The following is a 12,836-nucleotide window of genomic DNA, read 5'->3' as shown; positions in this document are numbered from 1 at the left end:
GCGCCAGGCGCGAGGTGCTCGGCGGCGCGTCTGAGGAAAGCGCTTAGTTCGTCGGCGGGTGGCAGAGTGCCCGACGTCGGCAGGGTACGATGCTCCAACTTCACCTTCCGTCCTTCGTCCGTGACAAGCGGCAGCCCCGAAGGGACATCCGCCTGTTCCGCTTGTTCCGATCCTGTTCCGCTTTCTGTTCCGCCTAACTCTTTATCTCCGTTATGTTTTTTAGAAAGAATAGTGAGTGGAACGGTTGGAACGTGATTGATAGCCCCATGACGCGAGCAAGGATCTTCGTCGTTAGACATCGGGGCAGGTTTGAAATGGGTTCTATGATTCACGTTCCGCCCGTTCCAGATGCGGATTTATGAGCGGAATTAGTGAGATAAGCGGCACAATCGCGGAACGGCTACGGCACAAGCGGAACGGAGATGAAGCGACTCTTGTGATTGGCGAACCGGACGGTGCGGTCAGGTTTTTGAGCGTTCGGCACACTGAGAAGAACGCTTTGCCAGGTCGAGGCCCATGCCGAGCCCCTGAAATGCTCGGCCACTCCACTCATGGAGGTCGAGACGAGCAGACACCGGCCCCCGTGCTCGTCGACAATCTTGAAGCCACGAAGCGCAAGAGCGCGTTCTGCGCCGGACGGAAGCCCCTCCATGCCCGCGGCGACCTCCGAAATGGTGGTCTCGGCGGAGCTACTAATCGGAACGCGCCGCGTCAGGAGGTATTGCAGAGCAAGTTCGGCGTCGGTCGGCGGTTGGGCTCCGTGCGCGATCGCGCCAAGCCAAGCCTTCACCACCTGTCGGGCCTCCCTGGCCGTCACCCGCTGTTCGGAGCCGAGGCTCCACCATCCCGCTGCGAGCGTGCCCAGAGTGTCGCCAACGCGCGGCTCGTGGCCCGCCTCGCCGAGAGCATCTGCGAAGGTGCGAGCAGAAAAGCTCATGACCCGCGCAAGTCGGATTGAGCGCCACAACAAAGCTTGTCCAAACCCGCTATCGATCAGCCGCTCGCAGGCTTCGCGTGAATCGGCAGCGGCCTTGCCGCGCGGAGCCTCACGCAACGGCAGCACGACGAAACGCGACCGGTCCGCAGGCTCGGTAAGGGCGGGCGAGATGCTGGCAAAGGCGAAGGCGGATTTCACTGACGTCGTGCGCGCGCGGCCGTGTACCGAACCCTTCGCGACCTGACCGGACGATGAATAAGCTGACCTGGTTTGCTCCACGATCCGCCCGACACGTTCAGCGGAACGCTCGTCGCGCACTTCGCTTTCATCAACGAGAACCGGAAATGAGTCGCCATCGAGAAGCTGCCGGATGCCCGCCTCGGTGCTTGCCCCCTCAACGAAAATGGCACATGGACCGAGCAATTTCGCCATGAGCTTCAAGACTGCCGTCTTGCCCGAGCCGCGTTCTCCTATGATCCAAACGTGAGGACGCCGGTCCAAGGCGCCGGCGATCATCGCCATAGCTATCCATCCAGCGAGCAGCTTCGCGGCATGCTCGTTACGCCACCGCCAACCGCCGAGAACGGCGACCAGGTCTTCGAAGTTGTGACGGTCCTTAGGGCATTCGACCAGCGCAACGCGCGGTCGAGGCACGTACAATTGCGCGCTACCGGGAAGATCGAGCCCCCGCTTTTCGACGCCGTCGACAATCAGCCGGTCGCCGGCATGGAAGACGATGTGTTGACCGTCCGTCGTCGCGCCCCGGCCGAGGGCGCGCGCAGGATCAAATATACCGGCACGGAGACACGCCCTGGTGAAAGCGTTCGTCGCAGCCGCCCAGTCGACGCCGCCCTCCTTCCCCGACTTCGCCGGAAACTCCATTTGCCACCATTGCAGAGGCGCGAGCCGCACAAAGTAGGCCAGGCGCAACGCGGCCGGGGACAGGGATACCATATCCGGCACCTCCCGCGGCTGCGCGAAGTAGGTCGGACCGTCGACTCCAAGGCACCGGAAGTGTGGCGCGCCGAAGTCTGCAAGATGGTTCTCAGAGGGACGATCAAACGCAGTGAGCTTTCCGACCTTATCACCCCTGGAATCTTGATCACCGCGAGCATTCGCGCTAATTATCGTCGCATCGGACATTTGGGTTGGCACCAAAGTGTTCGGACCGATGCCGCAGCCCGAAGGGGTTGTTGTCGAACGGAAGTCGTGAGCCGCTCGATATGACAAGAGATCAACCGCCCGGTTCGCCGCCGGGCGGTTTTTCTTTAGCGAAGTTCACCGGCCCCGCTCGGCGCGACGCGCGGCGGCAGCGCTCACCGCCTCGCCAGCTTTGCGCCGAGCGAAGGCGTCCACCGCGCTTTCGGGGACTGACCGCGTCCGCCCGATCTGCACGACCGGGAGGTCTCCGTTCGCAAAGAGGCGCGCGACGGTTCGCGCGGAGGTGCCCAGACGAAGAGCAATTTCTTCGCGGCGCAGAAAACGATCAACATTCATTTGATACCTCACCGTTTCGCGAGTATCTGCATGGATGCCAGCACGTGCCAACGCCGGAAGCCGAACCATCTTTATTCTGATCTGCGTAAATATACATGAAGCGCATACTGAATAATCGGATGACCAGCCGTAGAGCCGCATTCTAAGATGGAGTTCACTCCGGAGCTCTGTGGGACGGCGATCCCGTCACCACAGCGAGCCATATTGGGCCGCGTGGTGCAGGGCATCCGCGGCGGTCTCCAGACGGCGCGCCCACCCGGTGCGGCCAGGTCCACGCTTCCGCGCGTGGCGGCGCATGACCTCGCCGACTAGATCGCGCAGCGCCCCCTTACGCTCGCCCGCCGATGGAAAGTCGTTGAGCCGCTCGCACAACGCCATCTGGAACACCGGAGAGCGTACGTAGCGGTCGAGGATGCCGCGAAGGACGCGCACCTCTCGGCTCGTGAGAGCCGAGAGCGCCTTTTGCCGAAGCCATGCGGCTTGGTGCCGACACCAAAAGCCGTCTTCGATCAGCGAGTCGTGTGGAAGCTGGAGCTCTTGCTCGATACTGGAGGGGATTTCACCCGGTGCGTGCCAGCGGATTTGATACTCTTGCCGCGGCACAAGGCGGCAGTCGGAAAGACGGCTGAACGTGGCGCGATCGAACCCGTGCTGATGCAGCCGCCCGCAATACGGGCAGCGCAATACGCCTATGACGACACCGCTCTCGAACCATCGCAAATAGCCATCTGCGATCTTGATATTCGTCGACCGCGTCGCTTGAAAAGAGCGGGCAATGCCGTCGAGCTCATAAGGAGTGAGGCTACGATCATAAACCCGCTCGCGGGGATGCTCAGGCGGCAGGCGCCAAATCCCGGTCATTGGGGCCGTTCGCGACGGGCGCTGCGGTCCGCTTCATTTGGGCGCGCGGGAGTGCTACCCGCGAGTGAATTCGCGTGCATGGTGTCCTACAAATTGTGCTGGGATGCGACTCAGCGGAGTCATGTCACCAAGACAGAACCGGCCCCTTCTCCAGTCTTTTGCGATCAGACTGAGGTCGAGCTTGCGATGTAAGCGCGGAGTGATCCAGCCCGATACAATATACGATGACCGTACTTTTCATATTTTGGACCCTTACTCGACACACATCTAATTTTGGCGAGGGTGCTTACAGCGAGGGGAACACCCATCGCCTCGCAGAATTGAGAAGCTTGCGAAGGTGACAGGGGCGTTTCATCTGGAAGCGTCGATGCCCGCTGATAACGGCTTGCCGCTTCCACAAAATCGCCGACGCTCGTTGCCGGGGTTGAATTTGGCGCTTCGCCCATGACCGTTCCGCACCTCAGATTTGAAAACGTTGGAGCGAAATTACCGGTCGGCAAAAATGCCGGCAACGCCGGTTTCAGGACAACTACGGATGTATTGCGTGTTTTGTGCAGCACTGAACGCCGTTCGGGCCTGAGGTCATCTCGAAGGCTTCAGGCCTATATGCGTTGCTGAGCGGTGTCAGCGCCGGGTTGTCGACAGCCGGTCGGAAGTCCGGGCGAGGAGCGTACACGGCTCTATGGAGCGCGCATCGACGCGGGCTGACAAAGTCCGTGCCGCTTTGGAAGCTGCGAGATCAGTCTCTACGCGGAAAATCGCGGCGGGGCAGAGGTGAGGCTTTGCGCAGATGGAACTCCCGCGTGCTTTACCGCTTGCACGCGGACCGGCAAATCGTAAAATACGTCTATGCCAAATAGCCCATTGGAACGCTAATAATGCGCGAATTCATTAGCGAATTTATTCGATTCGACTGGATTGAATACAAAAGATGGAGCCCTAATACCAAATCCATTATCGGATCATCAATTTTCTTATTTATACTATTAATTGCATTTTTGTGTATCGTAACGATATTGGTGATGGGATTTTCCTCGATATTCGGAGCCACCACTTTCAATGGAGAGGCAAATAGGAATTTTATTCTTGCTGTTGCTGCGTTATTTGGAGCGCCTTTTCTTGTTTGGCGCACAATAGTTGCACAAACTCAAGCAAATGCCGCCCTCAAGCAGGCCGAAGCATCCCTCAATCAAGCGATTGCTGCATCGGACCAAGCCAAAACCGCTGCTGAGCAGGCAAGAATTGCTTTCAACGTCTCAAGCGCAACCGCGTTTACCAAGGCTGTCGAGTTACTTGGATCATATCGCCAAGTTTCAGAATATAACGAAAACGACTCGCTGGTAGTATTACATGAGCCAAATCTAGAGGCGCGTATTGGTGGAGTATTTGCTTTAGAGAAAATAATTAGAGATAACGAAGCAGATGCGCGAGCAGCAACCGAGACACTCGCAGCATTTTGCAGACAACATATGAAGAAAAGACCTGTATTACAAATTCCTCGACCGTCATCACAAGATTGTGACACGGCATTGCAGGTTCTAGGCCGCCGCCGTATTCCCAACCCTGGGGAAAGTGATTCATTTGTCGTCGAGCTTTCCGGAATAGACTTACGATCATACGAAATTAGCGATCTGACATTTGACCGTATTATTTTTAGTGACTCTATCTTTGGAGGGCGCGACCAAGCCGACGACTGCCGTTTTCTTAATTGCATCTTCTCGGGATGCACATTTAGAGATGCGCAGTTCGAAGATTGTGACTTCAGGGGTTCGACGGTGGTTTCATGCAAATTTGAAAATACCCGGTTCATCAATTGCTTAGGACCAAAAGGCGAAACACTCGTCGATGATCCGGAAATACCAGAAAACGAGTATCAATCGACGCTCGTATAAATCTTTTATTATATAACGCCAGAGATGAACTATTCTCATCATGGTAAGATTCATGGATCGGGTGTTTCGCTAAAGCCATGGCGTACACATGCGCAATCTCGAAGGCGCGGTGGACACGCGCGGGAAGTTCCGTGACCGCCTCGCATGCTTGGCTTTAGCTTGCCTATACGCCCGCCATCTGCCGCTGTACTTCGCCGGCCACCTTGTCAGCGGCCGCAAGAAGAACGGCGTCTAGGTGGTGGATGTATTTATCGGTGACCGTACCGCCAGCTTGGCCAAGCAACGCGGCGATCGTCGGCCGTGAGAACTGAAGGTCGCCAGCGATCGACGCCAGCGTATGGCGCATCACGTGGGACGTAACGCCAGATAAGCCAGCGCGCTCCGTAAGCCGCTTCACGCCGCCTGGTAGCCCGCCATAAGGACCTTCGCCCCCTCGGGCGGCTGGCAGCACGAAGATCGCACCAGACTCACGCCTGACGCCCTCTAGGACGCGAATGGCCGGTCGGCCGAGCGGGCGGACCGACGCGCCCTCCTTACTGTCGTGGAGCCGCAGGCATTGGCCTGCTATGTCCACCTCCGACCACTTCAGCCGTTCGATTTCCTGCAGCCGGCAACCCGTGAAGGCAAATAGCCGGGTGCCGGCGATAGCCTGCCAGCCCTCGCCTTCCGCCTCAGCGGCGTCGAGCGCCTTGCCCAATGCCCGCAGCTCTTCCGGCGTCAGCCTTCGGCTGCGCTTGCCGTCAGCCGGACGACGCACGCCCGTCGCAGGGTTGATCTCGATAACGCCAACCGACACGGCGTAGCTGAGGATACCGCCCAAAAGGCCGGCCGTCCTCGTAGCTGCCCCCCTCCCTCCTTCAACGACGGCTTTACCCCGGAGGCCGGTTTTCTCGACGGTCGCCGTCTTGCCGGCGATCACGTCGTGAATGAAGCGCGCGACGTCGGCGCGGGTGATCTCTTTCACAAGCTTGCGACCGAGCAGGGGCTTAATGTGCCGCTCAATCCGTCCTCGATCCGTGTCGAGCGTGCTCGCCTTCTTCGGAAGCCCGCGCTTGCCGAGGATCATGCCCTTCCCGCATGCCCTGGTGTAGTCGTCGCACAACTCAGCCATTGTTATTGAGCTGCGGCGCGTGGCCCGCTCCTCGGCTGGATCGCCGCCCTTGGCGACGTCGCCTAGGTGCCCACGGGCGAGCTTCCGGGCTTCCTCCGCCGTAATGACGCCGTGCGCCCCGAGCGCAATCCGCCTTGTACGTCCGGCGGCGCGGTACTGCACGACATAGCCCTTCCGCCCCGACGCGAAGACGCGGACGCCGAAACCGGGAAGCTCATCGCACCATATGAAGAAATCCGACGCGCGCGGCTCGGCGTTGTCGACCACTCGTTTCGTCAGCTTCGCCATCGATCCAACCTTCTTCCGCGGAAGCGCTACGGAAGCAGATGGCGGTAATCCGCGTCAATGTCGTGGACGCCTTAGAAACCAAAGGGAAAGCGATATCCGTTGATCGATGAGGGATTTCATAGGACTCAGAAACTGAGCCGAACATGGAGTAATGTGCCAAGCGCTGCCCTCCGAAGGCAGAGGTCAGAGGTTCGAATCCTCTCGGGTGCGCCAAAAACTCCCCAAGGACTGCAGAAAACTTATGCACGCGGCACGGTTGCGGCGCCGGCCGGGGCTACACAGCCCTTTCACATCGGCGCGAGCCGCGCGAAGCCTGGGACTCGCCGTCGCGCCGCCGGTTGCGCCGCGGCCGGTTGTCCGAAGACGCTTAGGTCAAGTACGAGCCTTGCAGCAGCTCGCGGCCTGCCAGGCCAGCGAAGCTGGCGCTGCTCATGGGCGACGGGTGAACGCCTCCAGACGTCGACTGGATCACCCATGAGTGTTCGACGGGCCCATCGTCCTGTCGAGGCGAGTGCTCCGCGATGGACGCTCGCCCGTCTTCCGCTCGGCGGCCAAAGCGCCGCCTGAGTTTGCTTCCAGACCCCGGCCCGCCGGAGGTCGATCCCAGCGTCGCCGCGCAACCCGCCATCGGGCGGGATCGGTCCGCGCAGCAAGACCCAACGCGGCGGAGTGGAGGCTGAGAAAGGGGCGAACTTCGGCGCGATCGATAAAACGCGCGGATCGCCGGGCGACGTTCAGTCCGCCGCGGCCTCGTCGGCCGCTTCCCGGTCGATGGACGCCACCTCGGCGGCGTCAAAGCCGTATCTGGTGGAGCAGAAGTCGCAGGTGACCTCGATCGCTCCGGCGTCGGTGAGCATGTCGCGGCGCTCCTCGGGCGAGAAGCTCTTCAGCATCCCGCGCACCCGCTCGTGGGAGCAGCGGCAGGCCTCCCGCACCGCGCGGCTGTCGAAAACGCGGATCTCGCGCTCGTTGAACAGGCGGATCAGCAGGCGCTCGGGCGCAAGCGTCGGGTCGATCAGTTCGTGGTCCTCGACGGTCGCGACGAGCGTCTCCGCCTCGACCCACGCGTCGTCGACCGGTGTCTCGTCGACCGCCGCGCCCTCCGGCGCGTCGCCGGGGGCGAGGTCGGGCGTGCGCATGCGCTCGGGCGCTTCCGGCAGGAACTGCACCAGCAGCCCGCCGGCGCGCCAGGAGTGCCGGGCGCCGGTCTCGAAGCTCTCGGCGACCGCGAGCCGCACCTTGGTCGGGATCTGCTCGGACTGCGCGAAGTAGGTGTGGGCGGCGTCCTCGAGCGAGCCGCCCTCCAGCGCCACGACGCCCTGGTAGCGCGACGCTTCAGAGCCCGTGTCGATGGTCAGGGCCATATGGCCGTGGCCGAGCAGCGCGCCGGCCGACGCCCCGTTCGTCGCCGCGAGGCGATCGGCGTCGAAGCGGGCGCAGGCGCGCACCTTGTCGGGCGCCTCGAAGTCGACCACGAGCATGCCGACCGGTCCATCGGACCGGGTCTGCAGCTGAAATCGGCCTTCGAGCTTGAGCGATGAGCCGAGCAGGACCGTCAGGGCGACGGCCTCGCCGACGAGCTTCGACACCGGCGGCGGATAGGCGTGGCGCTCCAGCACACGATCGATCGCGGGGCCCAGACGCACCACGCGGCCGCGCACGTCGAGTTCCTCGATCTGAAACGGCAGGATGCGGTCGTCGCCGTCCTCGCGGAGGGCGGAGGGAGATATGTCGTTCATGGCCGCCTACTTAGGGAGAGAGAGCGCCGGGCGGAAGAGCGCCCGCCGCATGGCCGCCGGACGAACCCGCCGCCTCAGGCGCCGACCGCGCCGAAGCACCAGGCGAGAACGCCCTTCTGCGCATGGAGACGGTTCTCCGCCTCGTCGAACACCACCGACTGCGGGCCGTCGATCACGGCGTCGGTGACCTCCTCGCCACGGTGCGCCGGCAGGCAGTGCATGAAGATCGCGTCCGGCGCCGCGAGGCCCATCAGCCGCTCGTTCACCTGATAAGGCCGAAGCAGGTTGTGGCGACGCTCACCGTCCCCATCGCCCATGGAGACCCAGCTGTCGGTGATCACCGCGTCGGCGTCGGCGACAGCTTCCTCCGGATCCGCGCCGAGCCGCAGGTCCGCGCCCTCGCGATTGGCCCAGGCGACCATGTCCGCGCACGGGGCAAGCTCCGGCGGGGTGGCGACGTTGATGCGGAAGTCGAAACGCGCGGCGGCGTGAATCCAGGAGGCGAGCACGTTGTTGCTGTCGCCTGTCCAGGCCACGGTCCGTCCCCGGATCGGCCCCTTGCGCTCCTCGAAGGTGAGGAGGTCCGCCATCACCTGGCAGGGGTGCGAGACCTTGGTCAGGCCGTTGATCACCGGCACCGTGGCGTATTTCGCGAGCTCCAGCAGCGCGTCGTGCTTGAGCATGCGGATCATGATCGCGTCGACGAAGCGGGACAGCACCCGGGCGGTGTCGGCGATCGCTTCGCGCTCGCCGAGCTCGATCTCCTTGCCGGAGACCATGATGCTTTCGCCGCCGAGATCGCGGATGCCCACGTCGAACGACATCCGGGTGCGCAGGGAGGGCTGCTCGAACACCATGGCGACGACCTTGCCGGCGAGCGGCTTGTCGGCGTCGGCCGCGGGCGTGCGGCGCCGGCCCTTCATCGCGCGTCCGGCGTCGAGAATGGCCCGCAGCTCGGGCCCCGAAAGGTCGGCCAGGTCGAGGAAGTGGTTGGGCGTCGTCATTCGGCGGCTCCCCGCGCAAGCGCGAGTCCCATCTCCCGTTCGATGCGGCTGAGGGCGCGGTCGACCATCCCGATCGCCTCGCCGATTTCGGCCTCGGTGACGATCAGCGGCGGCAGCAGGCGCACGACGTTGTCGCCCGCGCCGACGCTCAGCAGCCGCTCGCTGCGGAAGGCGGCTGCGACCTCGCCGTTCGGAATCGCGCAGCGCAGACCCGTGAGCAGCCCCTCGCCACGCACTTCGGTGACGAGCGACCGGTGGGCGTCGACGACGCCCGCGAGGCGCTGCCGCAGCAGAAGGCCCATCTGGCGTACGTGTTCCAGGAAGTCCGGCGCCAGCACCACGTCGAGCACGGCGTTGCCGACCGCCATGGCGAGCGGGTTGCCGCCGAAGGTCGAGCCGTGCACGCCCGCCGTCATGCCGTCCGCCGCCGCCCACGTGGCGAGGCAGGCGCCGAGCGGGAACCCGCCGCCGATGCCCTTGGCGATGGCCATCACGTCGGGCGTCACGCCCGCCATTTCGTGCGCGAACAAGCGGCCGGTGCGGCCGACGCCGGTCTGGACCTCGTCGAACACCAGCAGCAGCCCGGTCCGGTCGCAGATCTCGCGCAGGGCGCGCAGGAAGGACGGCGGCACGAGACGGACGCCGCCCTCGCCCTGCAGGGGCTCGATCAGGATGCCCGCGGTCTCGGGCGTGATCGCAGCCTCGACGGCCGCCAGGTCGCCAAACGGGACTTGGTCAAAGCCTTCGACCTTGGGGCCGAAGCCCTCGATGTACTTGGCCTGTCCGCCGGCCGCGATCGTGGCGAGCGTGCGGCCATGGAAGGCGCCCTCGAAGGTGATCAGCCGATAGCGCTCGGGTTGGCCGTTGGCGTGGAAGTGCTTGCGCGCGAGCTTGATCGACGCCTCGAGCGCCTCGGCGCCCGAGTTGGCGAAGAACACGACGTCGGCGAAGCTTGCGTCGACCAGCCGCTGGGCGAGCCGCTCGCCCTCCGGGATCCGGTAGAGGTTGGAGACGTGCCAGAGCTTCCGGGCCTGCGTCGTCAGCGCCTCCACAAGATGCGGATGCGCATGGCCGAGCGAATTGACCGCGACGCCTGCGGCGAAGTCGAGGTAACGCGTTCCGTCGGCGGTCTCCAGCCAGCAGCCTTCGCCTCGCTCGAAGGCGAGGTCCGCGCGCGCGAAAACGGGCAGGAGCGGAGAGGGAGACGGGGCGGGGGACACGGGATCGGCCGTCCTTGGGCGGTTCGGCGGCCGCTGAAATCGTCGCGGACCGCGCTCCGGGCGTCGGAAAAAAGAAAAGAGCCGCCCAGCCGAGCGGCCCTTCTCCACGATGGGCCGCATGATAGGCGCCGAGGGCCCGCTGTCAATCCGCGCGCGTATGACGCTCTCGGCCCCGCGGCGCCAGAGGCGCCTGTGCGCAAGCAGTGGATAAACGAAAATACGGGAGTTGGGGAAAACCCCAGTGTTGCAGATCGGACTCTTTACGCTGAGTCGCCGGCTATCGTAGTTTAGATTTCATTAACGCGACGACATTTCGTGGCGACGAGATCCCAGGCGAGTAGGACGGCGGCGACGCCCGAGCGCGCGATAAGCGCGTAACGGCGAAGGCTTCCGGATTCCGCCTGAGACGAAGAGCTTTGGAGGATCCAATGCAGTGGACCGACGAGCGGGTCGAGCTTCTGAAGAAGCTTTGGGCCGACGGCCTCAGCGCAAGCCAGATCGCGGCGGAACTTGGCGGCGTGACCCGTAACGCGGTCATCGGCAAAGTCCACCGCCTCGGCCTCTCGGGCCGCGCCAAGGCGGCCCCGACCGCCGTCGCCCGCATCCGCAAGCCCGTCGCCGCGCCGACGCGCCCGGCGGCGGCCTCGGGCGCCGGCGGCGTCTCCCGCCCGCAGCAGCAGCCGGTCTACGCCTCCCGCGGAAACGCCGCCCTGGCGGCGGCCCCCGTGATGGAGGCGCGCCACGTCCCGGCTCCGGCGCCCCGGCCGGTCGCGATGCAACTCGTCGAGACGACGCCGTTCGCCTGCGAGAGCGTGACGATCATGGAGCTCAAGGAAAACATGTGCCGCTGGCCGCTCGGCGATCCGAGCCAGGCGGAATTCCGGTTCTGCGGCGGCCGTTCGACCCCCGGACACGCCTACTGCCCGCACCACGCGACCATCGCCTACCAGCCGGCCAACGATCGCCGGCGCGATCGTCGGCCGATGATGCCCTCGCACTAAACCGGGCGCGCTTCAGAAAAAGGCCGCCGGGGTTACGCCCCGGCGGCCTTTTTCGTTCGATTGGCCTTCCCCGCGTCACACGGCCTTAAGGGCGACGTCGATGTCCTCGAGCAGGTCGGAAACGTCCTCAAGCCCGACCGACAGCCGAAGCATCGCGTCGGAGATCCCGAGTTCCGCGCGGGCCGGGGGCGCGAGGCGCTGATGCGTCGTGGTCGCCGGATGGGTGAGGATCGACTTGGCGTCGCCGAGGTTGTTCGAGATCTTCACGACCTGAAGCGCGTTGCCGAAGCGGAAGGCGCCCGCCTTGCCGGCGTCGATCTCGAACGCGACCAGCGTGCCGCCCCCGGCCATCTGGGCCCTCACCAGATCGGCCTGCGGGTGGTCCGCCCGGCCGCAATAGGTCAGCTTCGACACCTTGGGATGGTCCGCGAGAAAGTCCGCGAGGGCGCCTGCGCTCGCCTGCGCCCGCTCCACCCGAAGCGCCAGCGTCTCCAGCCCTTTGGCCAGCGTCCAGGCGTTGAACGGCGACATGGCGGGGCCGGTCTGCCGCAGGAAGTTGTGGAGGTGGTCCATGACGAACTTCTCGGAGCCGAGCACGACCCCGCCGAGCACGCGGCCCTGGCCGTCGATGTGCTTGGTCGCGGAGTAGACCACCACGTCCGCGCCGAGCTTCAGCGGCTGCTGCAGGACCGGCGTCGCGAACACGTTGTCGACCACCAGCCGCGCGCCGGCCTCGTGGGCGATCGTGGCGATCGCCGCGATGTCGTAGACCTGCAGCGTCGGGTTGGTTGGGCTTTCGAGGAACAGCACCTTGGTCTGCGGCCGGACGGCGGCGCGCCACAGCGCGAGGTCCGCCCCGTCGACCAGCGTCGCCGAGATGCCGAAGCGCGGGCAAAGGTCCTCAACGACGTAACGGCAGGAGCCGAACAGAGCCTTCGCCGCCACCACATGGTCGCCGGCGTTGAGCTGGCACAGCATGGCGGCGGTCACCGCGGCCATGCCGCTGGCGGTGGCACGGCCGGCTTCGGCGCCTTCGAGCGCGATCATGCGCTTCTCGAAGGTGGCGACGGTCGGGTTGGAGAAGCGCGAGTAGATGAAGCCCGGGTCCCGCCCGTCGAACCGCGCCTCGGCCGCTTCCATCGTGTCGTAGGCGAAGCCGGAGGTGAGGTAGAGCGCCTCGGACATCTCGCCGTAGCCCGAACGAGCCTCGCCTTCGTGGATCAGGCGCGTGGCCGGCTTGACGGCGCGGTCGAGGGGAAGCGGCGGACGGCTCATGGCGGTGCGAC

General features: G+C 64.2%; 10 protein-coding genes. 2 read left to right on the top strand and 8 right to left on the bottom strand.

What is annotated here, in order from left to right; translation table 11 throughout:
* Positions 1-400 precede the first annotated feature (400 nt).
* From METY_RS17310 to METY_RS17300, 3 genes are all read right to left on the bottom strand, one after another.
* Positions 401-1,891 carry a hypothetical protein gene (locus METY_RS17310; RefSeq protein ID WP_103122637.1) on the bottom strand — a complete coding sequence of 497 codons (1,491 nt, stop codon included), beginning with the start codon at positions 1,889-1,891 and terminating at the stop codon, positions 401-403.
* A 324-nt stretch (positions 1,892-2,215) separates the two neighbouring features.
* Complete coding sequence (locus tag METY_RS21790; protein WP_444849100.1) at positions 2,216-2,434, bottom strand: excisionase family DNA-binding protein; 219 nt, start codon at positions 2,432-2,434, stop codon at positions 2,216-2,218.
* Positions 2,435-2,620: 186 nt separating this feature from the next.
* On the bottom strand, positions 2,621-3,295 hold the full coding sequence (locus tag METY_RS17300; RefSeq protein ID WP_103122635.1) for a hypothetical protein: 675 nt from the start codon (positions 3,293-3,295) through the stop codon (positions 2,621-2,623).
* 878 nt (positions 3,296-4,173) lie between these two features.
* On the opposite strand from METY_RS17300, the gene METY_RS17295 reads away from it, so the two are divergent.
* Positions 4,174-5,187 (top strand): pentapeptide repeat-containing protein, encoded by a 1,014-nt coding sequence (locus METY_RS17295; protein WP_103122634.1) that lies wholly within the window; start codon positions 4,174-4,176, stop codon positions 5,185-5,187.
* A gap of 163 nt (positions 5,188-5,350) precedes the next feature.
* Here METY_RS17295 and METY_RS17290 read toward each other — a convergent pair whose 3' ends face one another.
* The 4 genes from METY_RS17290 to METY_RS17270 all read right to left on the bottom strand — a co-directional run bounded on the left by METY_RS17290 (position 5,351) and on the right by METY_RS17270 (position 10,549).
* Positions 5,351-6,586, bottom strand: a complete 1,236-nt coding sequence (locus METY_RS17290) for a tyrosine-type recombinase/integrase (protein ID WP_103122633.1) — start codon at positions 6,584-6,586, stop codon at positions 5,351-5,353.
* Positions 6,587-7,320: 734 nt separating this feature from the next.
* Entirely contained in the window at positions 7,321-8,325 is a 1,005-nt protein-coding gene (locus METY_RS17280; protein ID WP_103122632.1) for an Hsp33 family molecular chaperone, read from the bottom strand.
* Positions 8,326-8,399: 74 nt separating this feature from the next.
* A complete protein-coding gene (argF, locus tag METY_RS17275; protein WP_103122631.1) occupies positions 8,400-9,329 on the bottom strand; it encodes an ornithine carbamoyltransferase in 930 nt (309 codons plus the stop codon).
* The gene (locus tag METY_RS17270) at positions 9,326-10,549 is read right to left on the bottom strand and encodes an aspartate aminotransferase family protein (protein WP_103122630.1); all 1,224 of its coding nucleotides are present in this window, start codon (positions 10,547-10,549) and stop codon (positions 9,326-9,328) included. The genes argF and METY_RS17270 overlap by 4 nt, the downstream gene beginning before the upstream one ends.
* Positions 10,550-10,977: 428 nt before the next feature.
* Here METY_RS17270 and METY_RS17265 point away from each other — a divergent pair, with 428 nt between their 5' ends.
* Positions 10,978-11,550, top strand: coding sequence for a GcrA family cell cycle regulator (locus METY_RS17265; RefSeq protein WP_103122629.1), 573 nt, complete (start codon positions 10,978-10,980; stop codon positions 11,548-11,550).
* A 75-nt stretch (positions 11,551-11,625) separates the two neighbouring features.
* On the opposite strand, the gene METY_RS17260 is transcribed toward METY_RS17265, so the two are convergent.
* Positions 11,626-12,825, bottom strand: a complete 1,200-nt coding sequence (locus METY_RS17260) for an O-succinylhomoserine sulfhydrylase (protein ID WP_103122628.1) — start codon at positions 12,823-12,825, stop codon at positions 11,626-11,628.
* Positions 12,826-12,836 lie beyond the last annotated feature (11 nt).

The organism is Methylopila sp. Yamaguchi (genome assembly GCF_002897035.1).
In the GTDB taxonomy this organism is placed as follows: domain Bacteria; phylum Pseudomonadota; class Alphaproteobacteria; order Rhizobiales; family Methylopilaceae; genus Methylopila.
This window is presented reverse-complemented; position numbering and strand designations above follow the sequence as displayed.

Coding starts and splice junctions, on each gene's coding strand:
- METY_RS17280 (WP_103122632.1), bottom strand. CDS start 8,325: ATGAACGACATATCTCCCTCCGCCCTCCGCGAGGACGGCGACGACCGC.
- METY_RS17260 (WP_103122628.1), bottom strand. CDS start 12,825: ATGAGCCGTCCGCCGCTTCCCCTCGACCGCGCCGTCAAGCCGGCCACG.
- METY_RS17310 (WP_103122637.1), bottom strand. CDS start 1,891: ATGGTATCCCTGTCCCCGGCCGCGTTGCGCCTGGCCTACTTTGTGCGG.
- METY_RS17295 (WP_103122634.1), top strand. CDS start 4,174: ATGCGCGAATTCATTAGCGAATTTATTCGATTCGACTGGATTGAATAC.
- METY_RS21790 (WP_444849100.1), bottom strand. CDS start 2,434: ATGAATGTTGATCGTTTTCTGCGCCGCGAAGAAATTGCTCTTCGTCTG.
- METY_RS17290 (WP_103122633.1), bottom strand. CDS start 6,586: ATGGCGAAGCTGACGAAACGAGTGGTCGACAACGCCGAGCCGCGCGCG.
- argF (WP_103122631.1), bottom strand. CDS start 9,329: ATGACGACGCCCAACCACTTCCTCGACCTGGCCGACCTTTCGGGGCCC.
- METY_RS17265 (WP_103122629.1), top strand. CDS start 10,978: ATGCAGTGGACCGACGAGCGGGTCGAGCTTCTGAAGAAGCTTTGGGCC.
- METY_RS17300 (WP_103122635.1), bottom strand. CDS start 3,295: ATGACCGGGATTTGGCGCCTGCCGCCTGAGCATCCCCGCGAGCGGGTT.